General features: G+C 64.2%; 25 protein-coding genes. 16 read left to right on the top strand and 9 right to left on the bottom strand.

Translation table 11 applies throughout. From position 1 onward, the window contains the following. Window positions 1-182: 182 nt before the first annotated feature. From EA472_RS08845 to EA472_RS22450, 6 genes are all read left to right on the top strand, one after another. On the top strand, window positions 183-1,811 hold the full coding sequence (locus tag EA472_RS08845) for an ABC transporter substrate-binding protein (protein WP_124191149.1): 1,629 nt from the start codon (window positions 183-185) through the stop codon (window positions 1,809-1,811). An 87-nt stretch (window positions 1,812-1,898) separates the two neighbouring features. Then, window positions 1,899-2,897, top strand: coding sequence for an ABC transporter permease (locus EA472_RS08840; RefSeq protein ID WP_124191148.1), 999 nt, complete (start codon window positions 1,899-1,901; stop codon window positions 2,895-2,897). 2 nt (window positions 2,898-2,899) lie between these two features. Continuing rightward, window positions 2,900-3,895, top strand: a complete 996-nt coding sequence (locus EA472_RS08835; protein ID WP_124191147.1) for an ABC transporter permease — start codon at window positions 2,900-2,902, stop codon at window positions 3,893-3,895. Then, the gene (locus EA472_RS08830; RefSeq protein ID WP_124191146.1) at window positions 3,895-5,007 is read left to right on the top strand and encodes an ABC transporter ATP-binding protein; all 1,113 of its coding nucleotides are present in this window, start codon (window positions 3,895-3,897) and stop codon (window positions 5,005-5,007) included. Before EA472_RS08835 ends, EA472_RS08830 begins: the two co-directional genes overlap by 1 nt. A gap of 26 nt (window positions 5,008-5,033) precedes the next feature. Next, on the top strand, window positions 5,034-6,359 hold the full coding sequence (locus EA472_RS08825) for an ABC transporter ATP-binding protein (protein ID WP_124191364.1): 1,326 nt from the start codon (window positions 5,034-5,036) through the stop codon (window positions 6,357-6,359). A 59-nt stretch (window positions 6,360-6,418) separates the two neighbouring features. After that, on the top strand, window positions 6,419-6,571 hold the full coding sequence (locus EA472_RS22450; RefSeq protein ID WP_165874857.1) for a hypothetical protein: 153 nt from the start codon (window positions 6,419-6,421) through the stop codon (window positions 6,569-6,571). A gap of 1,379 nt (window positions 6,572-7,950) precedes the next feature. On the opposite strand, the gene EA472_RS08820 is transcribed toward EA472_RS22450, so the two are convergent. The 5 genes from EA472_RS08820 to EA472_RS08800 form a co-directional block, all read right to left on the bottom strand. Next, a complete protein-coding gene (locus EA472_RS08820; RefSeq protein WP_124191145.1) occupies window positions 7,951-8,388 on the bottom strand; it encodes a hypothetical protein in 438 nt (145 codons plus the stop codon). Between the two features lie 162 nt (window positions 8,389-8,550). Continuing rightward, window positions 8,551-9,273: a hypothetical protein gene (locus tag EA472_RS08815; protein WP_124191144.1), complete on the bottom strand. Its 723-nt coding sequence runs from the start codon at window positions 9,271-9,273 to the stop codon at window positions 8,551-8,553. 81 nt (window positions 9,274-9,354) lie between these two features. Further along, entirely contained in the window at window positions 9,355-10,644 is a 1,290-nt protein-coding gene (locus EA472_RS08810) for an adenosylhomocysteinase (RefSeq protein ID WP_124191143.1), read from the bottom strand. Between the two features lie 394 nt (window positions 10,645-11,038). Continuing rightward, on the bottom strand, window positions 11,039-11,977 hold the full coding sequence (locus EA472_RS08805) for a hypothetical protein (protein ID WP_124191142.1): 939 nt from the start codon (window positions 11,975-11,977) through the stop codon (window positions 11,039-11,041). Window positions 11,978-12,133: 156 nt separating this feature from the next. Beyond that, window positions 12,134-13,426, bottom strand: coding sequence for an amidohydrolase (locus EA472_RS08800; protein ID WP_124191141.1), 1,293 nt, complete (start codon window positions 13,424-13,426; stop codon window positions 12,134-12,136). Between the two features lie 243 nt (window positions 13,427-13,669). On the opposite strand from EA472_RS08800, the gene EA472_RS08795 reads away from it, so the two are divergent. From EA472_RS08795 to EA472_RS08770, 6 genes are all read left to right on the top strand, one after another. Next, window positions 13,670-14,719, top strand: coding sequence for a stage II sporulation protein M (locus EA472_RS08795; protein ID WP_124191140.1), 1,050 nt, complete (start codon window positions 13,670-13,672; stop codon window positions 14,717-14,719). A 99-nt stretch (window positions 14,720-14,818) separates the two neighbouring features. Beyond that, window positions 14,819-15,376 carry an RNA 2',3'-cyclic phosphodiesterase gene (gene thpR / locus EA472_RS08790; protein WP_124191139.1) on the top strand — a complete coding sequence of 186 codons (558 nt, stop codon included), beginning with the start codon at window positions 14,819-14,821 and terminating at the stop codon, window positions 15,374-15,376. A gap of 183 nt (window positions 15,377-15,559) precedes the next feature. Continuing rightward, complete coding sequence (locus EA472_RS08785) at window positions 15,560-15,712, top strand: 50S ribosomal protein L39e (protein WP_124191138.1); 153 nt, start codon at window positions 15,560-15,562, stop codon at window positions 15,710-15,712. A gap of 2 nt (window positions 15,713-15,714) precedes the next feature. After that, window positions 15,715-15,993 (top strand): 50S ribosomal protein L31e, encoded by a 279-nt coding sequence (locus EA472_RS08780; protein ID WP_124191137.1) that lies wholly within the window; start codon window positions 15,715-15,717, stop codon window positions 15,991-15,993. Between the two features lie 2 nt (window positions 15,994-15,995). Beyond that, window positions 15,996-16,661 carry a translation initiation factor IF-6 gene (locus EA472_RS08775; RefSeq protein ID WP_124191136.1) on the top strand — a complete coding sequence of 222 codons (666 nt, stop codon included), beginning with the start codon at window positions 15,996-15,998 and terminating at the stop codon, window positions 16,659-16,661. A gap of 275 nt (window positions 16,662-16,936) precedes the next feature. Further along, window positions 16,937-17,770 (top strand): DUF7847 domain-containing protein, encoded by an 834-nt coding sequence (locus tag EA472_RS08770; protein ID WP_124191135.1) that lies wholly within the window; start codon window positions 16,937-16,939, stop codon window positions 17,768-17,770. A gap of 19 nt (window positions 17,771-17,789) precedes the next feature. Here EA472_RS08770 and EA472_RS08765 read toward each other — a convergent pair whose 3' ends face one another. Continuing rightward, window positions 17,790-18,101 carry an ASCH domain-containing protein gene (locus EA472_RS08765; protein ID WP_124191134.1) on the bottom strand — a complete coding sequence of 104 codons (312 nt, stop codon included), beginning with the start codon at window positions 18,099-18,101 and terminating at the stop codon, window positions 17,790-17,792. Between the two features lie 443 nt (window positions 18,102-18,544). On the opposite strand from EA472_RS08765, the gene rpl18a reads away from it, so the two are divergent. From rpl18a to ftsY, 3 genes are read left to right on the top strand one after another with little or no spacing between them, the layout of a single operon-like run. Next, entirely contained in the window at window positions 18,545-18,721 is a 177-nt protein-coding gene (gene rpl18a, locus EA472_RS08760; RefSeq protein WP_124191133.1) for a 50S ribosomal protein L18Ae, read from the top strand. After that, window positions 18,718-19,173: a prefoldin subunit alpha gene (gene pfdA, locus EA472_RS08755; protein WP_124191132.1), complete on the top strand. Its 456-nt coding sequence runs from the start codon at window positions 18,718-18,720 to the stop codon at window positions 19,171-19,173. The genes rpl18a and pfdA overlap by 4 nt, the downstream gene beginning before the upstream one ends. Window positions 19,174-19,187: 14 nt before the next feature. Beyond that, complete coding sequence (ftsY, locus tag EA472_RS08750; protein WP_124191131.1) at window positions 19,188-20,498, top strand: signal recognition particle-docking protein FtsY; 1,311 nt, start codon at window positions 19,188-19,190, stop codon at window positions 20,496-20,498. Here ftsY and samp2 read toward each other — a convergent pair whose 3' ends face one another. The 3 genes from samp2 to EA472_RS22985 all read right to left on the bottom strand — a co-directional run bounded on the left by samp2 (window position 20,499) and on the right by EA472_RS22985 (window position 22,380). Then, window positions 20,499-20,789: a ubiquitin-like small modifier protein SAMP2 gene (gene samp2, locus EA472_RS08745; RefSeq protein WP_124191130.1), complete on the bottom strand. Its 291-nt coding sequence runs from the start codon at window positions 20,787-20,789 to the stop codon at window positions 20,499-20,501. It abuts the gene before it with no gap. Between the two features lie 143 nt (window positions 20,790-20,932). After that, window positions 20,933-22,024, bottom strand: a complete 1,092-nt coding sequence (locus EA472_RS08740) for a bactofilin family protein (protein WP_124191129.1) — start codon at window positions 22,022-22,024, stop codon at window positions 20,933-20,935. 44 nt (window positions 22,025-22,068) lie between these two features. Continuing rightward, complete coding sequence (locus tag EA472_RS22985; protein ID WP_243637822.1) at window positions 22,069-22,380, bottom strand: hypothetical protein; 312 nt, start codon at window positions 22,378-22,380, stop codon at window positions 22,069-22,071. Here EA472_RS22985 and EA472_RS22770 point away from each other — a divergent pair. Continuing rightward, entirely contained in the window at window positions 22,282-25,320 is a 3,039-nt protein-coding gene (locus EA472_RS22770) for a replication factor C small subunit (RefSeq protein WP_243637819.1), read from the top strand. The genes EA472_RS22985 and EA472_RS22770 overlap by 99 nt on opposite strands. The last annotated feature ends 112 nt before the right edge of the window (window positions 25,321-25,432 follow it).

Here is a 25,432-nt window from a genome sequence, read left to right as displayed (position 1 = left end):
ACGGTAATGGCCGTTGGCAAGCATCGATGCTCACGTCGTCTCATCGTTGATCATCTTTCACCATCAATGAACGCTCCGGCTCAGCGGTGGCCTGTTTTCGTAACCGTTGTTAAGCAACTATGGGGGATACTGAAACGAACACCAAAACGAATAAGGGTTGTCCCCACGGCAATATGTGTATCATGGGAACTAATCGCCATGACCTCAGCCGTCGGCACTTGCTCGCATCGGGTGCCACGGTCTCCGCAGCAGCAATCGCAGGGTGCATCGGTGGGAACGGTGACGACGACGACGAAGGTAACGGGGAGCCGGCGGACGGCGACTCGAGTTCCTTCGAGTTCACCCAGGAACTGGAACGGGACGAGGACTTCGACCCGATCCACTCGAACGACGCCTACAGCGTCCAGGTGTTCAAGCTGGTGTTCGACAGCCTTTACACGTGGGACGACGGGCTCGGCCTCGAGCCACAGCTCGCGGTCGACATGCCCGACGTCGAACGCGACGGAACGCGCTATCTGTACGAGATTCACGACGGCGTCGAGTTCCACAACGGCGACGAGGTGACCGCCGAGGACGTCGCTCACTCCTTCATGGCCTATCAGGAAGAAGAGAGCGTCAACGAGGCCCAGTACGACATGATCGACTCGGCCGAGGTCATCGACGACTACCAGGTGCAGGTCGACCTCGACCACCCCTTCGGTCCGTGGGAGCTCCAGACGATGGCGATCTACGTCGTCCCCGAGAGCGAACGCGAGACCGAAGCGGACCGCGAGGAGTTCAACACGAATCCGGTCGGCTCCGGTCCGTTCGTCTGGAGCGACTTCGAGCACAACGAGTTCGTCACCCTCGAGCGAAACGACGACTACTGGGGGGACGTGCCGGACCTCGAGGAAGTCACGTTCGTCGACAACGTCGACCCCGCCAGTCGCATCAGCGAGATCCGCGCCGGCGACACCGACGCCATCGCGGACGTACCCAACGACGACTTCGACGAACTCGAGGCCGAGGACGGCGTCAACGTCCACCTCTCCGAGAGCCCGTCGTACATGCACCTGACGTTCAACTGCCGCGACGACGCCCCGACGGGCGACGCCGACGTCCGCAGAGGGATCTGTCACGCCTTCTCGATGACGGACTTCGTGGAGTCGCGCCTGGAGAACGTCGCGGCCCCGCTGTCTGCGCCGATTCCGCCGATCACCAACGAACAGTGGGACTTCCCGCTCGACGAGTGGCACGAGGAGCACTATCCGACCTACGACCCGGAGCTGGCGGAGGAACTGCTCGAGGGCGCGGTCGACGACGACTGGAGCCCGCGCATCCTCGCGCCCGGTGACCACCGCGGCGACCTCGCAGAGCGCATCGTCACCCGCCTCCACGAGCTCGGCTACGACGGCGCCGAAGCCGTCACGCTCGAGTTCGGACCGCTGCTCGATCAGACGGTCTACAACGAGGATCCGAGCCCGGACGACTTCCAGGCGTATCTGCTCGGCTGGACCGGCGGTCCGGACCCCGACGCCTACCTCTACAATCTCTATCACGAGAGCCAGGTCGGCGTCAACCAGGCCCACTTCTACGAGGGACGCGGCGACTTCCACGACAACATCGCCGACGCCCGCGAATCGGCCGACTTCGACGAGCGCTATGACCTCTACGAGGACGTCATGATCGAGATGCTCGAGGAGCTGCCGTCGCTGCCGGCGTACTCGTTCCACAACACGATGGCCTCGCGCGACTACGTCCAGAACCTCGAGGCGCATCCGATGGTCCAACAGAACCCGCGCATCGCCCACAACAACGTCACGATCCAGTAGTCGACGGCCCGGTGGGCCATCTTTATGGCGCGTGAGCGACCTACGAACGACCATCGACGGGAGACATCGAAGACCTGACGACACCACATGGGACTGCTCCGATACACGATCGTCCGTTTGATCCAGGCGATTCCGGTGCTGATCGGAATCACCGTGATCACGTTTATCCTCGCGAATGTAGCGCCGGGTGACCCCGTTCGGCTCATGTTACAGGGCCAGGAGGTCGACCAGGAGCTGATCGACCGAATCGAACGACAGTACGGCCTCGACCGTCCGCTCCACGAGCGCTACGTGGCGTACATGACGAACCTCCTGCAGGGAGATCTGGGTTACAGCATCCACCGGGACCGTCCCGTGACGGAGCTGATCATCCAGCGGTCCGGTCCGACGCTCATGCTCGTGCTGTCGGCGTACGCGTTCGCACTCGCGACCGCGATTCCCCTTGGCATCCTGGCCGCGACGCGACGCAACGAGCCGGCGGATCACGTCTCGCGAATCGTCGCGCTCGTCGGCGTCAGCACGCCCTCGTTCTGGATCGGCATCATGCTGATTCTGATCTTCGCGATCCAACTCGGCGTCTTGCCCTCAAGCGGACTGGTCTACCCCTGGTGGGGGCCGGAACACTACGGCTACAGCGGCTACGTCGAGTTGCTCTTCCAGACGATCAGACACCTGCTGTTGCCGATGATCGCGCTCGGGACGCTCCAGATGGCGACGCTGATGCGCGTCGAGCGCACGCAGATGATCGAATCGCTCCAGGGCGAGTACGTCAAACTCGCACGCGCTTACGGCGTTCCCGAGCGAACGATCCTTCGCAAACACGCCTTCCAGGTCGCACAGCTTCCGATCATCACCATCGTCGGGCTCAACCTCTCGACGGCCCTCGGCGGTGCCGTCCTCATCGAGTACGTCTTCAACATCAACGGTCTCGGGAGGCTGTTGCTCGAGGCGATCATCGGGCTCGACTACCAGCTGATCATGGGGATCACCGTCGTCATCGGGACGATGTTCGTCGTCGGCGTCATCATCACCGACATCTCGTACGCCTACGTCGATCCCCGCGTTACCTACGGAGACCGTGACTAACGATGGCAATCGGAGAATCACAACTCGACAGTGACGGCCCGTCCACGGACGTCGACGCACAGTTCGGCTGGCGGTACACGTTCGGCAAGGTCATGCAGGACACCACCGCTCGGTGGGGACTGTACGTCGTCGCCGTCGTGTTGTTCATCTCGGCGTACACGCTGATCGACAGCAACCTCTCGCGGCTGACGTTCGGCGCGGTGTCGGATTTCGCGGCCGCTGAGGCGCTTCCGCTCTTCGAACACCCCGAGCGGATTCCGCCGCCGGGCGAGATCGAGAGCAACGTCCCGCCGGCGTTCCACCCGGACGGCACGCTCTCGCACCCGCTCGGCACCGATCCGGACGGACGCGATTACTTCACCAGGATCGTCTACGGCGCGCAGGTCTCGGTCAGCGTCGGCATCGTCTCCACGCTGATCGGCTTCGTCGGCGGGACGATCATCGGCGCGGTGTCGGGCTACTACGGCGGCTGGGTCGACGACGTCCTGATGCGGATCGTCGAGACCGTCTACGCGATCCCGCCGCTGATCCTCATCATCGTCTTCATCGTCTTCGTCAGCGGCGGAACGCCCGACATTCGGTACGCGATCGTCGGGGTCGGGATCACGTTCATCCCGATCTTCGCCCGGATCATCAGAAGCGAGGTTCTCTCGGTCCGCGAGATGGACTACATCGAAGCCGCGAGAGCTTCCGGCGTGAAAAACAGAGATATCATCCTCAGACACGTTATTCCGAACAGCTTCGCGCCGGTGCTCGTCTACGCCACCCTCCAGATCGGCGTGACGATCCTCGTCGTCGCGGGGCTCTCGTTTCTCGGCTTCGGCGCGCAGCCGCCGACGCCCGACTGGGGCCAGATGCTCAACGTCTCGCACGGCTACATGCACTCGAACGTCTGGCTGTCGATCTGGCCGGGAATCGCGATCCTGGTCACGATCATGGGGTTCAACCTCTTCGGCGACGGCCTGCAGGATGCGCTCGATCCACGAATCAACGACTAATCATGGCTGAACCACTGCTTCGCGTCGACAACCTCAAAACGCAGTTCTTCACGGACGCCGGTACAGTACGCGCCGTCGACGGCATCTCCTTCGAGGTCCACGAGGGCGAAATCGTCGGTCTCGTCGGCGAAAGCGGCGCGGGAAAAAGCGTCGCCTCGATGAGCCTGCTCAGGCTCGTCGAGAGCCCCGGCGAGATCGTCGGCGGCGAGATCACCTACAGGGGCGAGACGATCTTCGGCCTCGAGGAAGGCCCGGACGGCGAACTCAGAGAGCGCGACGACATGCTCTCGAACGAGGAGATGCGCGATCGGATCCGCGGCAACGAGATCGCCGTCATCTTCCAGGACCCGATGGAGTCGCTCAACCCCGTCTTCACCGTCGGCGGCCAGTTGCGCGAGTTCATCGAACTCAACCGCGGGCTGGGCGAAGACGAGGCGCGCGAGGAATCGGTCGAGATGCTCCGCGAGGTCGGCATCCCCGATCCGGCCGAACGCTACCACGAGTATCCACACCAGTTCTCCGGCGGAATGCGCCAGCGCGTGCTGATCGCGATGGCGCTCGCGTGCGAACCGAACCTCATCATCGCCGACGAGCCGACGACCGCCCTCGACGTCACCGTCGAGGGACAGATCCTCGAGCTGGTCGACGACCTCCAGGCGAAGTACGGCACGAGCTTCATCTGGGTCACCCACGACATGGGCGTCGTCGCGGAGATCTGCGACCGCGTGAACGTGATGTACCTCGGCGAAATCATCGAACAGGCGCCCGTCGACGAACTCTTTCACGACACGAAACACCCCTACACCACGGCGCTGTTGAATTCCATGCCCCGGCCCGACCGAACGGTCGAGGAACTCGAGCCGATCCGGGGCGTGATGCCCGAGGCGATCAACCCGCCGTCGGGCTGTCGCTTCCATCCACGCTGTCCCGACGCACGCGAGGTCTGCAAGCGCGTCCACCCCGGCAACGAGGTCGTCGACCGAGCCGACGGAACCCCCCATCGTGCGGCCTGCGTCAAACACGACGTCTTCGACGTCGGCTACGACGAGAGCGTCCCGCTGGAGGAAGAACCACAGGTCACCGCGGGCACCCCCGGGGGTGAGGACCGGTGAGCGACGTCGGACAGCTCGGCTCGGAGATGACCGGCGAGGAGGTTCCGTTCGGCGAGACGCTCGTCGAAGTCGACGGACTCAAAAAGTACTTCAGTCAGCGTTCGGGGCTGCTCTCGGGATTCTCGCTCGAACCCGATCAGTTCCCGCCGATCAGCGTCGGCCGACAGCGAGTCAAAGCCGTCGACGACGTCAGCTTCGAGATCCGACGCGGCGAGACGCTCGGGCTCGTCGGCGAATCCGGCTGTGGAAAGAGCACGCTCGGTCGGACGATCCTGCGACTGCTCGAGCCGACGGAGGGAAACATCTACTTCAAGGGCCAGGACCTCGCCGATCTCGAAGGCGAAGCGCTCCGGCGGAAGCGTTCGGAGATCCAAATGATCTTCCAGGATCCGCAGTCGTCGCTCGATCCGCGCATGAAGATCGGCCAGATCGTCGAGGAGCCGATGCGCGCCCACGACATGCTCGACGCCGAGGGGCGGGAAGCCCGCGCCAAGGAACTCCTCGAGAAGGTCGGTCTCGATCCGCACCACTACAATCGCCACCCACACGCCTTCTCCGGCGGCCAGCGCCAGCGGGTCAACCTCGCGCGGGCGCTGTCGGTCAACCCGGATTTCATCGTCTGCGACGAACCCGTCTCGGCGCTCGACGTCTCCATCCAGGCACAGGTGCTCAACACGATGGAAGAACTCCAGGAGGAGTTCGGCCTCACGTACCTCTTCATCGCCCACGATCTCTCGGTGGTACGCCACATCTCCGATCGCGTGGCCGTGATGTACCTCGGAAACGTCGTCGAACTCGCCGAGAAGGAGGAGCTGTTCGAGAACCCTCAGCATCCCTACACGAGAGCGTTACTCGAGTCGATCCCGGTGCCGGATCCGCGCGAACGGGACGTCCGCGGCGTCCTCGAGGGCGAGGTGCCGAGCCCGCTGAATCCGCCGTCGGGCTGTCGGTTTCGAACCCGGTGTCCCCGGCTGATCGCGCCCGAGACGTACGACTGGACCGACGAGGAGTGGGAGCGAACGCGGGCGTTCATGCGGGCGGTCAAGCGCCAGACGTTCGAGCCGACGACGGCCGACGAGACGCGCGCGCGATTTTTCGACGGCGACCTCCCGTCCGGCGAGGCCGGCGAGATCGTTTCCGACGCCGTCGACCTCGTCGCGACCGACCGCGACAACGGCGCGGAGACGGCGGAAGACGACCTCGTCGACGGCGTCGACTGGAACGGCGCGACCGAACTGTTGCTCGAGTCCTTCGCCGAACGGAGCATCTGCGCCCGCGAACGCCCCGCCTACGAACTCGAGTCGCAGTACGGCGACGAGGCCCACTACGCGGCCTGTCACCTCCACCGCTGACCGTCACGATCGATCACCGCGAAAATACTTTTCAGCCCGACGAGCCAAAGTACTCGCGTATGAGTAAAATTCTCCACGCGCTCGTCGCGCAGACGAACAGGGGCGCGAAGATCCGCCGAACCATCGAACACTCCCCGAGCTTCGGGGGCGACCGCGCGGACGACGACTCGCCGTCGGGACGGATTCCGCCCGGCGGCTTTCTGACGGGCTGATTTTCTCCGGTTCGTCTCGATGTCGATGAACCCGTGCGCCACCCTTTCGTACGGTCCGTTGTAGCGATCCCCGCCTGTGACGATCGTCACCGATCACTCTCGAACCGCAACGGGGACGGCCGGTTTCGAACGCGTTCCCCTCCTTCAAAACGAAGGGAGGGGACCCCACGCGGCGAACGCGACGAACGCACCGACAACGACGGCGGCCACCAGTCCGCGGGTGAGCCACGGCTCGAGGCGTCCGTATCGACAGGTGGTACGAGCCGTAACCTGTTTGTCCGTTTGTCTTTCTGCGCTGAGAGACGAACGTATGTCGGATTCCTTCGTGTTTCAATCACCGATACTGATCGTCGAACTCGAGACTCGAACCTTCCGAGGATGATAGAGTTACAAGCGCATACCCCCGCCTTCCCGTGAGCGACGAGTGTTCCGACACTCTGTCGGAACCGAGGAGCGAACAGGCGGGGGTCAAGCGGACAGGATAGTGTGCCGCTCCATCGTCCTATTGCAGTGGGGGATTTCCCACCGCAATCATTTTTGATTGTGGCCCGAGTATGACAGATCGCTACGGAATCGGTGAGATGCTGGCCCCGAACCACAAGGGGCGGCGAACCAGCGGTGGTTCGCACAGCGATGACACGGATTCCGATGGGGCCTATTTGACCGGGCCACAGCCCTACAGCGAGGGAGAAAACGAGAGTTTCGCCGGTATGCTGCCGGTTCCCTCTGAGTGCGGGTTGGAACCTCAAACGCCACACTCGGCGGAAATCCGGTGGCCGGATTCCTCCGCGTGAACGCGGAGGAGGAGGTCAACGTCACCACCACCTCCCGTAACTGATCACAAATGGTCGCTCCGGATGCTCGAAGTACCAGCCGGTCGGGTGCTCGCTCTCCTGATCATCGTAGGACGGTAACTCATCGAGAACGGCCCATGCTTCGCTCGCGAGGTCGTCTGGAACACGCGTCATCTGGATCCTTTGAGAGGGTTCCGCGTCGCCATTCGCCCTATAACACGCTGGTAATTTCGGATCCGTAACTCGACGGACGAGGTGGCCGAGAACGAATCCGTGATCGGGATCCACGTCGGACCACGACGTAACAGTCGCGTCATCGGGAACTGCTTCGGCCTCGACGGGCTTCGCGTTGAACGTCCACCCGCGTAGGCCTCCCCCGTACGGCGAGTCGGTCCTATTTGACGGTGGTGTACTCGCCACCTCGTTCGATTCGTGGTTCCCATCCGAATTTTGAGGTGTGGACGGGAGTGTACATCCCGAGAGCGTTATGGTCGATAACAGTATACTTTTAATGAAAATCCGTCGGCCCATGATTAAATAGTTGGGGGCTATCTTATATGTTTCGTGGTGTGGGTGTAACTCGACTCACACAACGACGTCAAACTCATCTTCGATAGCTGGCATTGCACAAATCCAGGTGTTTCCGTTAGAGTCGTCCCCGGAAACAATGCCCCCGACAAGGCCATATGACGAACCCCCTATATCATACTGTTTAAGTGAAACAGGACCACCTGAATCACCATAGTTGACAGTCGATCCCGCTTGAAGATCAACGACAAATCCAGCACTTCCAACCGCTGTAATTTCACATGTATCTCGTCCGGTTGCAGCACCTTGTTTTACAACCTCGTCATTACTATCTTCAGCGTCCTTTATTGCGGTCCACGAAAGACTCCCTTGGACGCTTGATGTTGTGGTTCCATTATCAAGCGCATATCGATATGATACACCACTCACTTCCTCGAGATTCATGGTTGCTGCATCGATATGATCCCCCGGTTCTTCAGGATCATCGAGTTGCATTTCGTCTTGACTCAAATCTGCGTTAATATATGGCTCTTGTAAGTATCCACTATTGCTATCTGTAAGTAAATGCGCGGCAGTCAGCATTTGTTTAGTTCCATTACTGCTAATTGGCACACCGAGGGTACCAGGAGTACTCCCTCCAAAAGCACACGCCTATAGTTATAACGTATGAGAGATAGTGAAAATATAAAGGATACCAATAAGGATAGCTGCAATTAGCCCTCGAGTGAGCCACGGCTCGAGGCGCTCGCGTCTGGTGGTCACGCGAATCCGGGGGACGCGTTCGACCTGCCTGATCCCGCTGTCGGAGCGGTAGGTGAACACCACCGGAATCGCGTACTCGCCCGGCGGGGTCGCCTTTCGCGTGTTGATCTCGAGGAGGTAGGCCGGTTCGCCGGTCCGGTTCCCGTCGAGGGGTTCCCACCGGAGCGTCCCCCCGGCGTCGCTCGAGTCGCGTCGAAACAGCGTCGATCGGCCATCGTCGGTCTCGCCGTCGCGTCCGCGACCGGACGCTTCCTCCCGCGTCGCCTCGAGGTTCGCACCGGCTGCGTTCGCGGTCGCGCCGTCGGAGCCGAGTCCCGGATTTCGCCGCACGACGCCGGGATCGTCGAGGGCGATCAGTTCGTCGCCGTCGTAGAACACGCTCAGATCGTTCTCGGTGACGCGGCCGGTGCCGGAGACGAACACCCCCAGCTCGATCCGCCCGCCGGGATCGACGCGATTCGTTCTGAGAAAGACGTCGAGTTCGTTCTCGTCGATCTCGGCGGTCCCGGAGACGGAGACGGCGATCTCGAGTTCGGCGTCCGAATCGAGTCGGGAACGCTCGAGGAGGGGTGCGATCGGATGGCCGTCGTCGCCCGCGTCGTCTGCCGAGAGACCCATTGAACATCCGACTATTACGGCCGCTCGAGTTGAGCGTAACGGCCGATCCGTCCTCCGGCGGACTGACGACGACCGTTCGTTCTACGTTCCGTGATCCCAGCTACCCATGTACTCGCGCTGGGTGGCAGAAAGCGAGTCGTACTCGACGCCCTCGGCCGCGAGTTTGATCTCGGCGATCTCCTCGTCGAGTTCGTCCGGGACGTCGTGGACGCCGGCGTCGTACTCGTCGCTGTTCTCGAGCAGTTCGCGCACGCAGACGGCCTGAACGCCGAAGGACTGGTCCATCACCTCGACGGGATGGCCGAGCGAGACGGGTGCGGCCAGGTTGACCAGCCGACCCTCGGCGACGACGTTCAGCCGTCTGCCGTCGGCCATCTCGTACGCCTCGACGCCGTCGCGGGCCTCGTACGTGTCGACGGCGAGATCCGAAAGCGCCTCGAGGTCGATCTCGATGTCGAAGTGGCCGGCGTTCGCGAGCAAAACGCCGTCGTTCATCTTCTCGAAGTGTTCCTCCACGATGACGTCGCGGTTGCCGGTCGTCGTCAGGAAGACGTCGCCGACTTCGGCGGCCTCGGCCATCGGCATCACCTCGTAGCCCTCCATGTGCGCCTCGAGGGCGCGTCGGGGCTCGACTTCGGTGACGATCACGTTCGCGTTCTGGCCGGCGGCTTTCTTCGCGACGCCCTTGCCGCAGTAGCCGTAGCCCGCGACGACGACGTTCTTGCCGGCCCACGAGAGGTTCGTCGTCATCGCGATGGAGGCCAGCGAGGACTCGCCGGTGCCGTGGACGTTGTCGAACAGCCGCTTCATCGGCGTGTCGTTCACGGCGAACACCGGATAGCGGAGCGCACCGTCGTCGTCCATCGCCCGTAGTCGGTGGACGCCCGTCGTGGTCTCCTCTGCGCCGCCGACGATGCCGTCGATGAGTTCGGGGTAGTCCTCGTGGATCGCCGCGACGAGGTCCATTCCGTCGTCGACCGTGACCGTCGGCTCGTGGGCGATGACGGCCTCGATGGCGGCGTAGTACTCCTCGTCGTCGACGCCGCGTTTGGCGTAGCTCGTGATGTTCTCGTGGGCGTCGAGGGCCGCGCTCACGTCGTCGTGCGTCGACAGCGGGTTGCAGCCGGTGACGGCGACCTCCGCGCCGCCGTCCGCGAGCGTCTCGACGAGGATCGCCGTCTTCGCTTCCACGTGCATCGCCATCGCGATCAGCTCTCCTTCGAAGGGGCGGTCGGCGACGAACTCCTCGCGGACGGCCTCGAGGATCGGCATGTGCTGGGCGGCCCAGTCCATTTTCCGTCGTCCGTCCGTCTGTGCGTCGTCCAGCGCGTCCAGCTGTTCGCTGATCGGCGGGTACGAACTGTCGGTCATAGCTCGATAGAGTGCAAGCGGAGCCAAAACGCTACCGAACCGTCGGGAGCGAACGGTCGTCAGATACTCGGAGAGGCCGTTCGATAGAGCGTCCTCGGGAACGCGGCTGCAAGGCCCGAAAACAGCGATCCGATCGCGACCCGAGTGCGTCGGCCGCTGACGCACGCGCGGTGACGACCGCACGGGTCGACCGCGACGTGCGATCGGTCGGCCACCGGCTACCGGCGACGAACTGTGCCTCTGACAGGGGGACGTCCGTTCGCGTCGTCGACCGGTACCGGCCCTCGAGTCGCGGGATGAGAGGTCCGCGACGATCGTCGGCTTCGACGTCTACCGTGTGCCGTCGCCGACGACTCCGCGGCACGACTCACCGCGCGCCGAGGGGCCGGATCCGCTACGGCGGACCGGCGTGGTCCGGCGGTCCGCCGCCGTTACCGTTCCCGCTCTCATCGTCGCCGTCGCCACCGTTCGACGATCCGGCGTGGTCCGGCGGTCCGTCGCCGGTGTCGTCTTCGTCGTCGCTCTCGGCCTCGTCGTCGGACGGTCCGGCGTGTTCGGGCGGACCGGTGTGATCGGACGAGTTGCCGGGGTTGTTCTCGACGACGAAACTCGAGACGATCGAGCCGAGCGGACCGTCGACCTCGTCTCGCTGTTCGGAGACGAACGCCGAGACGAGCGCGCCGAACGGACCGTCGTCCGCGTCGTCGACGTCGTCGGCCGGCTCGAGCGTCGCCGTCGTCTCGAGCGTCTCGCCGTCGACCGTCGCGGTGAACGTCACGTCGACGGACTCGGCCGGTCGATCGAGCGTGATCGTTCCCTTCTCGTCGGTTTCGTACTCGCCCGCGTCCGCGTACGAGCCGTCTCCGTCGACGGAGACGTTGACCGTCACGTTCTCGACGGGGCTTTCGTTGTACGTGACGGTAACCGCGACGCCGTCGGACTGGTTGACGTCGATCGATCCGTTGGTCGACTCGTCGGCGTCGTCGGACGCCGCGAGCGTCGTTTCCAGTTCGACGGCGTCGTCGTCGGTCGACGCAGTGATCGTCACCGTCGTCGCTTCGTCGGGTTCGGGAAGTTCGACCGCACCGTCCGCGTCGGTCAGATACTCGCCCGTTCCCGCGTACGATTCCGTCTCGTCGGTCGAGACCACGACGGTCGCGTTCTCGACCGGACTCTCGTTCGCCGTCACCGTCACGACGCCCTCGCTCGAGACCGCGAGCGAGAGGCCGTCGTCCGCGTCGGTCGCGCTCGCGCCGGCCGCACCCAGCGGGGCGAACGCGGCCAGCACGACGGTGACTGCGAGCATCGCCGCGAGCAGGTTGTGCCTCTTCATCCGGTCGAACCCTGTACGATACCGTGAATAAAGCCGGGCGGCAGTTCTCGACGGTTCGCCGGAACGACGAGCGGAGGAGAACCGTTCTAAGGGTTTATCGATCGATCTGAGTGTTTACATATCGTTCACGTGGCGGCCGGAGGGAAGTCGGAAGCGCTACTCGCCGACGCGGGCAACCAGCGCTTGGGCCGCCTCGTTCGCGCGATCGATGACGTCGGTTTCGTCCAGCGTCAGCACCCGACGATCCCGCATGAGCACCCGACCGTCGCAGACGGTGTGTCGAACGTCGGCCGCGGCGGCGGCGTAGGCGAGGTGACTCACGAGGTCGTGATGCGGCGTCAGGTGCGGCCGTTCGACGTCGATCACCGCGAGGTCGGCGGCCGCGCCCTCCTCGAGTCGGCCGACGTCGAGGCCGATCGCCTCGGCGCTACCGCTGGTCATCAACTCGACGACGGCCTCGGCCGACACCGCCGAGGCGTCCTCCGCGGCGAGTTTCCCGACCATCGCGGCGTCGCGCGCCTCGTCGAGCATCGAGAGGTCGTTGTTCGAGGCCGCGCCGTCGGTTCCGAGGCCGACGTCGACGCCGGCCTCGAGCATGCGCTGGACCGGCGCCATCCCGCTCGCGAGTTTCATGTTCGAGGCCGGACAGTGAATCACGCCCGTGCCACACTCGGCGAGCAGGTCGATCTCGCTCTCGTCGAGGTGCACTCCGTGAGCGACGAAGTCCTCGGTTTCGAGCATCCCCTTCTCCGCGGCGTAGGCCAGCGGGCGGACGCCGTGTTCCTCGACGATCGGTTCGACCTCGTCGCGGGTTTCGTTCGCGTGGTAGTGGACCGGCACGCCCGCCTCGCGGGCTTTCGGGACGAACTCCTCGAGGTACTCGCCGCCGACCGTGGTCAGCGAGTGGGGCATGAACGCCGTCGAGATCCGTCCGTCCGCGCCGCCGTCGTACTCCGTCGCGATCTCGAGGCTCGTCCGGGCGTCCGCTCGTGCGCCCTCGTCGTCTTTGACGACGGTGACGACGCCGTGTCCCAGGCGAGCGCGAAGTCCGGCCTTCTCGACGGCCGCGGCGATCTCGGGCACCTCGTAGTACATATCGGCGAACGCCGTCGTCCCCGATTTGATCATCTCGAGCAGTCCGAGCTCCGCACCGACGCGGACGTCCTCGGCCGTCAGTTCGGCTTCCGCCGGCCAGATGTCCTCTCGCAGCCAGGACTCGAGCGGCTTGTCGTCGGCGTACCCGCGCAGCAAGGTCATCGCGACGTGACAGTGACCGTTGACGAATCCCGGCGTCACGAGCGATCCCGAGGCGTCGAGCGTCTCGTCGCCCGCGAGGTCGGAGCCGATCTCGAGGACGGTTCCCTCGTCTCGGTCGACCAGAACGTCCGCGCGCGCGATCGTCAGGTCGGAGAGCAACACCCGCCCGCCGGTGATCGAAAGCGTCGTCATCGGTGACACGTTCGCGTCGAGCGTCCTTATACGGACCGCTGTGTGTCAGTGCGGTGCAACCGCGGCTCACCTGGGGTTGGACGGTACGGATTACTGTACCGATGTACCGCCGCCCGGGTCGCGGTGCGCCGGAACTGACGGACAGTAAACCGGAGGGACATCGTTCCAACGGACCGGCGCTCGCGTCGGTTGCGCCGGTTCGGAGTCGGCGGATTTATCCTCCCGTTCGGAGATACGTCGGGTATGAACGGCGACGGCGAGGACCGCGCGGACGACGGTGAGGACCGCGAGGGCGGATTCGTGTTCGGTCCCGAACGGAAACCCGCGTCCGAATCGCGAGCGGAGCGGTCCCGCGATTCCGACGACGCCGAGCGTCGCATCACGGTGGATCTCCCGGACGACGACTCCGGGTCCGCCTCGGGACCGCCGGAGCGAGATCCCGGCGTCGATCCGACCGGGACGGGCCCCGACCCCGGACCGAACGCCGTCCGAAACTGGACCGTCCTCCTGATCGCGCTCGCACTCTCGTCGTTCGCCACCGGCGCGTTCGCGTACGGAACTCAGGACGACCTCGCTCCCGTCGTCGGCGTGGTGTCCCTCGGCGTCGTCTTCGCGGCGCTCGTTCCGATCGCCCTGTATGGCGACCGACGGCTCGTCGAGGCGCTCGCCGCGGCGTGGGCCGAACACCGTCGGTACACCTGGTTCGCCGCGGGACTGTTCGGCGTCGGCATCGTCTTCGGCGTCCTGTTGATGCTGGCGGGGATCAACCTGCTCGAGTTGATCGCCGAACTGCTCGAGGAGGAGCTGTTTCCCGAACTCGAGGACGAGGAGTTCGAGCTGACGGCGACGTTCTTCATCGTGAACAACACCCAGCCGTTCGTGCTGTCGATCGCCGGGGCGCTCTCGCTCGGTTTGCTCACCGCGTTCATCATGATGTTCAACGGGATCGTCGTCGGGAACGTCACCGCCGCCATCGGCGGCGTCGTCGGCATCGATTACATCGTCGTCGGGCTGGCTCCCCACGGCGTCTTCGAACTGGCCGCCCTGTTCATCGCCTCCGGCGTCGGCTTTCGGCTCCTCTACCGGTTCGGCGAGCGCGTCCTCGGCCGTCGAGACGCCTTCCTCACGAAGCCGTACGTCCTCCGGACCGTCGCGTTCGTCGTCTTCGCCTGGCTGTTGCTCGTGCTCGCGGCCTTCGTCGAAGCCTACGTCACTCCCGAACTCCTCGAGTTGCTGTTCGCCGACCGACTCGAGGGACTCGAGGAGGTCGACGGGCCGGTCACCGAACCGTAGAATCGGTCCGGGGATCGCTCTCGCATCGCGCCCATCCGCACTGACCGCCATCGCTGTGCCGACCGCCATCGTTGTATTCCTCGCGCGCGAACGGCCGGTATGCGACTGTTCGTCAGCGTCGACCTTCCTGACGACCTCGCGGAACCGTTCGCGGACCTCCAGGCCGAGTTCGACGAGGCCGCCGGGCTGAACTTCACCGATCCGGAGCAGGCCCACCTCACGGTGAAGTTCCTCGGCGAAGTCGACGAGGACCGACTTCCCGCCCTCGAGCGGGAACTCGCCGCGGCGGTCGACGACGCCGGCGTCGATCCGTTCACCGTCCGCTACGGCGGCCTCGGCGTCTTTCCGAACCTCGAGTACATCACCGTCGTCTGGGTCGGCACCGAAACCGGCGGCGACGAACTCGCACGCCTCCACGAAGCGATCGAAGCGCGCACGACGGCGATGGGATTCGACGCCGAAGACCACGACTTCACCCCGCACGTGACCCTCGCGCGAATGGAACACGCCGGCGGGAAGGAACTGGTTCGGAAACTCGTTCGCGAGCGCGAGCCGACCGTCGGAGAGATGCGGGTGACGGACGTCCACCTGACCGAGAGCACTCTGACGAGCGACGGCCCCGAGTACTCGACGGTGACACGGTTTTCGCTCGAGTGAGCGCCGATCGCCGCTCCGGCTCGCGGTCGTCCGTCCGTGGTCGTCGTTTCTCGCGTTTTCGGCTTCCTGATCGTCTCAATCGAGGGGCGTCGACGCGAACCCGGTACGAGGGACGCAAACTCGCGCACGCGGCGTCTTCCAATGGACAAGATTTTAAGCCAGCGTGGGCTACCTGGGGCTACTATGGGGAAGAAATCGAAGGGCAAGAAAAAGCGTCTTGCCAAACTCGAGAACCAGAACAGCCGCGTTCCGGTCTGGGTCATGATGAAGACCGACATGAACGTCACCCGAAACCCGAAGCGACGCAACTGGCGGCGCAGTGACACCGACGAATAACGATGAGTGCAAGTGATTTCGAAGAGCGCGTGGTAACCGTCCCGCTGCGCGACGTCAAGAAGGGAGCCAACCACGAGGCCGCGGATCTCGCGATGCGACTCGTCCGCGAACACCTCGCGAAACAGTTCGCGGTCGACGAGGACGCGATCCGTCTCGATCCCTCGATCAACGAGGAGATCTGGTCGCGCGGCCGGTCGAACCCGCCGCGAAAGCTCCGGGTCCGTGCGGCTCGTTTCGACGAAGCGGGCGAGGCCGTCGTCGAGGCCGAGGTCGCCGAGTAAACTTGAAACGCCTCGCTTTCGCCGGGTCGGCGTACGTCGGCGTCTTCGCGCGCGCGACCGACTCGTGCGTTCTGGTTCGCCAGGACGTCGACGACGACGTCCTCGCCGACCTGTCCGACGAACTCGAGGTGCCGGCCGTCCCGACGACCGTCGGCGGCTCCTCGACGGTCGGCGCGTTAGCGACCGGAAACGAGAACGGACTCCTCGTCAGTTCGCGCGCCCTCGAGTACGAGCGCGAACGTCTCGCCGACGAACTCGACGTTCCGGTCGCGGAACTGCCGGGAAACATCAACGCCGCCGGAAACGTCGTTCTGGCGAACGACTACGGCGCGTACGTCCACCCCGACCTCCCCCGGGACGCGATCCGGATCGTCAAGGACACTCTCGAGGTGCCCGTCGAGCGAGGCGACCTGGCCGGCGTCAGGACCGTCGGCACCGCGGCCGTCGCGACGAACGCGGGCGTGCTCTGTCACCCGAAGGCGACCGACGCGGAGCTCGATTACCTCGAGGACGTCCTCGACGTCCGGGCCGACGTGGGCACTATCAACTACGGCGCGCCCCTCGTCGGCTCCGGTCTGCTCGCCAACGAGGCGGGTTACGTCGTCGGCGAGGACACCACCGGCCCCGAACTCGGCCGAATCGAGGACGCGCTCGGCTACCTCGAGTGACTCGAATTCGGACGCGCAACCGTTTCCCGGCCGCCGATTCTAACTCGATTCTACCGACCGTCGTCGACGCTCGAGCGACGTCCTCGAGCGAGACCGAACGCGCGCGACGAATGGTCATCTCTTCCATTGCTGTCTGGACGAGCTGATGTCGCGGTTACGCCCGATTCGACGATTCCTCCCGGAACTGACTCGACGCCGTCCATCGCGTCGTAACTCAAAACGCGTTTTGTGCCTACGGTGACGCTTTTAGCCGGCTGAACGAAGGACGGGTTGCTATGGCAGTACTCCCCGCCTTCAAAGACGGTGTGACGGTCCTCCGCGAACATCCGGTCATCCTGCTCGCGGGTCTGCTCTTCGCGCTCGTCGGGCAGGTCACGTCCGCCGGCGAGGTCGTCGACTCGTGGATCGTGTCCGCCCTCGGCGTCGTCGTCGCCTTTCTGATCGGCCCGTTCTTTCTCGGCGGGCTCATCGGAATGGCCCTCGAGGCCCTCGAGGGATCGAAGCCGACGCTCGGTCTGTTCGTCGAGTCCGGGACGCGGTTTTACGTATCGCTACTCGGCGCGACGGTTCTCCTGACGGGGCTATTTTTCGTCCTCGTCTTCGTCGGGACGCTCGTCGGAGTGGTGAGCGTCTTCGCCGGCTTCGCCGCCACGGGAGCCGAGTCCGGAGCCGCGGGGCTGCTGGGCGTCGGTATCGGACTGCTCGTCTTCCTCGGCGTCTTCCTCGTGGCGTTCGTCGCGTTCCTGTTCCTCCAGTTTTTCAACACGGCGATCGTCGTCGACGGCGAGCGCGCGATCGATTCGTTCTCGCGCAGCGTCTCGCTCGTGCGGGCGAACCTCCGCAGCGTGATCGGCTACTCGCTGCTGTGGATCGCCGTCTGGACCGTCGCGTTCGCGCCGATAATCGGCCTCGAGCTCGTCCTCGTCGAACCCGGGCTCGCGGACGGCGTCCAGTTCGACCGGACCGTCGCCCAGGCGGTTACGATCGGCCTTGCGGTTCTCGTGACCGGAATCGGCTACGCGTACCTGTACGCCGTTCACACGTCCTACTACACGCGACTCGGATCGGCCGACGGTGGCGCGGACGGAGCCAGGTCCGCGAACGCGTGAGCCGGCGATCCCGACCGGATTACCGACGTTCGAACCGGTGCAGGACGACCTCGCTGTCGTCGTCCCACTCGAAGCTCTCGTGGGCGCGCTCGAGCAGCCGCTCGTAGCTCTCGAGGTCGTCCATTCCCTCCGCCCGTGCGTCCTCGTCGGTCAGGTCGCCGAGCGTCCGTTCTTCGACCACGGTGACCTCGAAGGCCGTCCCGTCGATCTCGAAGGTGTCGCCGACGTCGGCGTACTGGTGGCCGCGGTGGATCTGGGTGACTTCACCCTCGCGAGCCTGCCGTTGCATTCGTTCGCTCGGAAGCAACTCGGCGGGATCGAGTTCGCTCATGATCGTCTCCACGCGGGCCGGGCTCAAAGAAGGCACACCTACCGAACGCGTCGTGCCACCCGGGACCGTCGCGGACGACTCGAGTGAGACGTCTTCGTCGCGGTGGCCGCGTCGATCACCTCGCTACTCGAGAGCCCGGGTTCGGCGTTGTCCTCCACCCCCGTTCTCACGGATGCACGTTGTCCTCCACCCCCGTTCCCACGGGTGCACTGTCCGATGCGCTCGCGACCGCGAGCGCGAAGACCGCAACTGTGGTCGTGTGTGACCGCCGCCGAGTTCGACGGGTGGATTCCGTATCGCCGCTCGGCGGCGAACGCGGCTCGATCGACGCGGTGGGCGGCGGTTCGAGGCCGTTGGCTCGGCCGGATCTGACCGGTCGACTCGAAACCGTCCGGCTTCCGCGGAAGGGAAGATTCTTCCGACTGCCTGCCGGAGTGTGAGCCATGAGTGAGTTTACGGTCACCGGTCGGTTCAAGAACCGCGACGGATTCGCGGAGTTCGAGACGACGATCGACGCCGAAAACGAAAACGTCGCCCGCGAGCACGCCCTCTCGCAGCTGGGCAGTCAGCACGGGCTCAAGCGCACGCAGATCGACCTCGAGGAGGTGTCCGAGCGATGAGCCAGCAGCAACTTCAGCAGCTCTCCCAGGAGCTCCAGGAGATTCAGGAACAGATCGAGGCGATGCGGGCGAACGTCGAGTCGGTCCAGGGACGAAAGACCGAAATCGACGAGGCGATCGACGCACTCGAGACGCTCGAGAGCGGGTCGACGGTTCAGGTGCCACTCGGCGGCGGCGCGTACCTCCGTGCGACCATCGAGGACATCGACGAGGCGATCGTCGAACTCGGCGCCGACTACGCCGCCGAGTTCGAACAGGACGACGCGATCGACACGCTCGAGAACAAGAAAGACCACCTCGACGAGCGCATCGACGACCTCAACGAGGAGATCGCCGAACTCGAGGGCGAAAGCGCCGAACTCGAACAGCAGGCCCAGCAGATTCAACAGCAGGCGATGCAACAGCAGATGCAGCAGATGGGACAGGGCCCGGGTCCGAGCCCCGACGAGTGACGTAGCCACCACCCATGTTCGACAACCTGAAGGAGAAACTCGGGAGCTTCCGCGACGAGGCCGAGGAAGCCGCCGAAGAAAACGTCGAGGACGTCGACGAGGACGACCTCAAGGAGGCCGATCCCGACGCAGCCGCGGCTCCCGAGCCGGCGGCGGAGTCGGCGACCGACGACGCAGCAGAACCGGCGATCGGTGCCGGCGCGACCCCCGGAGGCGGAGCGGAACCGGTCAGCGAGGCCGGCGTCGGAGCCGACGAGCGGGTCGACCGCGAGGAAAGCGACGAACGCAGCGCGGAGGCGCTCGAGGACGACGCGACCGACCGGGTCGGAGAGGACGACGATACTCCCGCCGAGTCGGACGAAGGAGAAGCAGACCCCGCCGTGACGGACGAAGACGACCTCGCCGAGGCGGACGAAGACGAAGCGTCCAACGGATCGACCGGCTTCGGCCGCAAGGCCAGGTCGCTGGTCAAAGGCAAGTTCGTCATCGAGGAGGAGGACCTCGAGGGGCCGCTGTACGAACTCGAGATGGCGTTGCTCTCGAGCGACGTCGAGATGACCGTCGCCGAGGAGATCCTGGACAACATCCGCGAGGAACTGGTCGGCGAAACGCGGACGTTCACGACCTCGACCGGCGACGTCGTCGAGGAGGCGCTGCGGGACGCGATCTACGACGTGATCAGCGTCGGCCAGTTCGACTTCGACGAACGAATCGCCGTCGAGGACAAGCCCGTCACGATCGTCTTCACCGGCGTCAACGGCGTCGGCAAGACCACCTCGATCGCGAAACTGAGCCGATACTTCGAGGAGCGAGGCTACTCGACAGTGATGGCAAACGGCGACACCTACCGCGCCGGTGCCAACGAACAGATCCAGGAACACGCCGACGCCCTCGAGACGAAACTCATCAGCCACGAACAGGGTGGCGACCCCGCCGCCGTGTTGTACGACGCCGTCGAGTACGCCGAAGCCAACGACGTCGACGTCGTGCTCGGCGACACCGCGGGCCGGCTTCACACCGACGAGGGACTGATGGACCAACTCGAGAAGATCGACCGCGTCGTCGATCCGGACATGACGCTGTTCGTCGACGAGGCGGTCGCCGGCCAAGACGCCGTCAACCGCGCCCGCGAGTTCGACGACGCGGCCGAGATCGACGGCGCGATCTTGACGAAAGCCGACGCCGACTCCAACGGGGGTGCAGCGATTTCGATCGCCCACGTCTCCGGAAAGCCGATCCTGTTTCTCGGCGTCGGTCAGGGCTACGACGACCTCGAGCGGTTCGATCCCGACGAGATGATCGACCGCCTGCTCGAAGCGGAGTAGTCACCCGCCGGTTATGAGACGCAACACGGTAACGTGGTCGGTCTCGACCGGTTGATCCTCCGGCACCGGTCTGCCGTCGACGACGACGCTCACCTCGTGCGGACTCAGATCGATCTTCCGGAGCAGGTCAGCGTACGTCGGCATCGCACCGCCGGCGTCGCTCTCATCACCGTCCGGTGACGAGGCGTCGGTGGCGCAACCGGATCGATCGACGGTCCCGGCTCCCTCCTCAAGCGCCTCGAGGTCGAACTCGTAGGTGTCTTCCCCCTTGACGTCGACGGTGACGCGCATACGCTCCGTTGTGACGGTGCGAACTTGAGCGCGTCGCTCGTACCGGCGAATAGCCATCGTTCCCGTCCGGCCGCGTCTCGCGTTCGCTCGCCGTCGACGGCGGTCACTCGAGTGCAGCCAGTGTGTACGCCGATCCGGCTGCTTCAGTCCGTCACGGGCTCGTCCGATCGCACGCCGGCGCTCGATTCCCGGTCGCGTTCCCTGTGAGTGTGCCAGTGACCGTACAGTCCGCGAGCGAGCGCGCCGAGTCCGAGCAGGAGCACGACCAGGTTGATCGGGTTGCCCAGATACGGAATCTGGACCACCAGGGCTCCGGCGACCAGTCCGGCCACGAGCGCGAGCCATCGATTCTCGACGCCGACCGCCGACAGCAGCCAGGCGGCGATCGCGTACCGGCCGTAGACGATTCCGATCCAGATCGCCAGGGCGAACCCCAGGCCGCCCAGAAACGACAGCGGAATGCCGACGACCGTGATCGCGATCGCGATCAGCAGGATCGGCACCCCGACGAGCGCGCCGACGCCGACGACGCCGGTTCGGAGCGGATCGTTCGCGACCCGTCCCGCGACGCCGTCGGAAAACCGCGGAAAGAGCGCGAGCAACGCGGCACCCAACAGCAGGTTCATCCCGAGGACGTACAGCGAGAACAGCCAGGAGGCGATCGGCTGTACCGTTGGCGTCAGGTCGACCCCGACCGAGGTGTCCTCTCGGATCTCGCCGGCGACCGCGTCTGTGTTGCCCACGAGGTCGCCGCCGTAACGCAGGTCGCCCGCGATCGCGGCCTCGTCGCCGAGGCGGATGGTGTCGGCGCCCGCGGCGACGTTCCCGTCGATCGAGCCGTCGATTGCGATGCTCCCGGCACCGGCAGAGAGGTCGCCGCCGACGGTCGCGCCCTCGACGAGCTCGACGTTTCCGGCCGCTGCCTCGACGTCGCCGTCGACGCTGCCGGCGATCGTGACGCTTCCCGACGCCGCTTCCAGGTCGCCGCCGACGTCCCCGTCGATCCGCACGTTTCCGGCCACGACGCTGACGTCGCCGGTGACCGTTCCTTCGACGACGACGGTTCCCGCGAACGCCTCGAGTTCGTCGACCGTCTCGCCCTCCTCGACGACGACGGTGCCGCTGACTTGCGACTCGGACTGAGCGGCCGCCGTGGCGGGGATCGTGGCACAGAGGGCAACGGCGAGGACGACGAGAAACAGCGCTCGCGCTCGCGTTCTCCGATTGGAGGTCATGGCGTCTGCTCCCACTCCCAGCACGAAAAAGTGTTAGGTGACGATCACCAGCCGATCGGCGGCTTCCCCTCCCCTCGCGATCGTCGGTCGGTGCCGACGCTGTCGGCAGGCCAAACCCACGCCCTCGTCGGACTACCGTTCGCGTCGACGTCCACGCCGTCGTTCGGTCGATTTATTTCCCGTCCCGACCTTGGGCCGGTATGAGCGAGGCCGACGCCGAGGCGGCGGAGCCGACACCCGGCAGGACCGAAGTCTGGATCGAGAAGTATCGGCCCGAGCGACTCGCGGAGATCAAAGGCCACGAGGACATCGTGCCTCGACTCGAGCGCTACGTCGAGCAGGACGACCTCCCCCACCTCATGTTTGCGGGGCCGGCGGGTACGGGGAAATGCGTTACTGGTGAGACGCCGGTGTTGACGAATAACGGGGTTGCACCGATCGCTACTGTGATCGGTGAGACAGACGGCTTTTCGAATCCGCCGGATCAACTGAAAATACTCACGTATACCCCGGATGGCTCGTTCGAATACGTCGAGCCGTCACACGCATTTTCGAAAACAGCCACCGACCTCGTCAGTATCAAAACGCGCGACGGAAACGACCTCACCGTAACGCCGGAACACAAACTCCTTGTTTGTGACGAAGATGGTCTCGAGTGGTGCGAGGCAAATTCGCTTACGGGTGGAGAACGTCTCGTTCGACCGCTGGAAACACCCACATTATCGACGGAGACGGATCTCGACTGGCTCTCTTCGATGGACGGTGATCGAACGTTCGTGCACGTCTCGGATGCGTTTGCCCAGGAACACGATATCCCTGCGGAAGAAAACTACGTGGGACAGAAGAAAACGGTTCTCGGCTGTCTCCGGCGGGGATACTCGATTGATGATATCGTCTCCGAGCACGGAATCAATCGGAAGACTGCGACTAACTACGCGCGGTCGGTGTCGATCGATCTCGACGCATCTTCAACGGTCTGTTCGCTTGCGTACCTCCGGTCACTTCCTGTCGACAAATCCACACTCCGATCTCACGTCGAGTCGATCCAGTACGTGACACCGCAAAATAAGCGTTCGCGACCCATTACACCGCCCTGGGAACTTTCGTCGGCACTCGCACGATTCGTTGGCTTGGCGATCAGCGAAGCACGAATCAACAACGGGCGGATAAAATTTTACAACACTGACGAGAGTCTGTGTGCGTTCTTCGAACGAAGCGCGCGGCAACTGTTCGACGTCGAGCCGACCGGTGGTGAACAACACGGCGTTCCGTACGTCGAAATTCGAACGAAAACGCTTCATCATTTCCTTGAGTGCTGCTTCGATGTATTCGGCGATTCGAGGTCTTCGGCAATTGGCTCGACGCTGGTTCACGCACCCCGAGAGGTTCGCGCAGCCTTCCTGCAGGCAGTGTTTGACTCGGAGGCGTACGTTGCCGACCAAAGTACGATCGAACTCACGCAGAAAGACGAGTCGTTGATTACACTTTGTTCGTATCTGCTAGCCTCTTTCGGAATTCCGACTCGACGAAAACCGGTCGAGAAAGGGGAAACGAACGGCTCCGGTACAACACGCGAGTACCATTCGCTATACGTATCTAGCGCTGAACACCTCGCTCGATTCGAAGAGGTCATCGGGTTCTCTATCGATCACAAACGGGAACGATTAGCGGCGGCGAAAAATCGTTCGGGTAATCCAAACCATGACACAATTCCCGCTCAGCGAGCTGTTGACGAACTGTGCCACCTCCTCGCTTTGAGAAAGAAGCCGCTACTGACCGACACCTTGAATCCCGACAGTCCAGGCCGGTGCTCCTATCTCGAGGATATCGATCACGTCATCGAGGCGGCGTCCGATCGGCTCGAAACGGCACAAGAAGTCAAACGGAACCTGTATCGCATTCGTTCCGACGTTCGAACGCTAAGCGCCGTTCCATCGGCGTGGATCAACGAGCGCCCATCGTTGGAACCGCTTCAGATGCGAACTCATCTCGAATCGGAGACTGGTATCAGAACTGACCGATTGCTCGAGTACGCGGATGGTCGACGGTCACCCACTGCACGTCGAGCGGGCCAACTCCTCGAGACGCTTGAATCGAAAGAGAGTCTTCCTGCTATCACTTCGCTCCAGTCGCAGCTCACGCAAGCAATCGATGCCCTCCGCGTTTCTGACAACCGAATAGCGGAGGGAACTGATCTATCCGGAAGGGACGTACGCGCACTCCTCGAGAACGACGATCACGACCTCGCATCGCTTGCCCGGTTCGCCACCGTTGCGGACCGGATTCACGACGTTGCGTCCGAGATGTGCTCGATGGAAGTTCTTGAGCACCTGTCGACGCTCCATCGCCTGTCCAGTGACACGCTGTACTTCGATCGAGTCGTTTCCGTCGAGCGTATCGAGGACGACCGCCAGGTCTATGACCTTACGGTCCCGTCCACGAAGAATTACGTCGCGGGATCCGTTCCAACGGTGATGCACAACACCACGGCATCCCAGGCCATCGCCCGCGAGGTGTACGGCGACGACTGGCGCGAGAACTTCCTCGAACTCAACGCCTCCGACCAGCGCGGGATCGACGTCGTCCGGGATCGGATCAAGGACTTCGCCCGGTCGTCCTTCGGCGGCTACGACCACCGCATCATCTTTCTGGACGAGGCGGACGCGCTCACCTCGGACGCCCAGTCCGCGCTGCGTCGAACGATGGAACAGTTCTCGAGCAACACCCGCTTCATCCTCTCGTGTAACTACTCGAGCCAGATCATCGACCCGATTCAGTCGCGGTGTGCCGTCTTCCGGTTCACCCAGCTCTCCGAGGCGGCGATCGAGGCCCAGGTTCGAGAAATCGCCGAGATCGAGGGGATCGACGTCACCGACGACGGCGTCGACGCGCTGGTGTACGCGGCCGACGGCGACATGCGCAAGGCGATCAACGCCCTCCAGGCCGCGGCGGTGATGGGCGAGGTCGTCGACGAGGAGACCGTGTTCGCGATCACCGCGACCGCGCGTCCCGAGGAGGTCGAGGCGATGGTCGACCACGCCATCGGCGGCGACTTCACCGCCGCCCGCGCCGCGCTCGACGACCTGCTGACCGACCGCGGCCTCGCCGGCGGCGACGTCATCGACCAGCTCCACCGCTCGGCCTGGGAGTTCGACGTCCCCGAGCGGGCGACGGTGCGGCTGCTCGAGCGACTCGGCGAGGTCGACTACCGCATCACGGAGGGGGCCAATGAACGCCTGCAGCTCGAGGCGATGCTGGCGTCGCTGGCGCTCGAGGACGATCCGTCGGAGGACTGAGCGGAGCCGCGTTCGAGCTCGCTTTTCGCAGCGAAGACGCTCCGACAGCTCGGTGTTCGAGAGCGATTCGACAGTTCCGCGTTCGGACCGATCCGACAGTTCCGCGTTCGGA

The sequence above is a fragment of the Natrarchaeobius oligotrophus genome (assembly GCF_003841465.1).
GTDB lineage: Archaea > Halobacteriota > Halobacteria > Halobacteriales > Natrialbaceae > Natrarchaeobius > Natrarchaeobius oligotrophus.
Note: the sequence above shows the minus strand (reverse complement) of the source record. Positions and strands in the feature narration are given on the sequence as shown.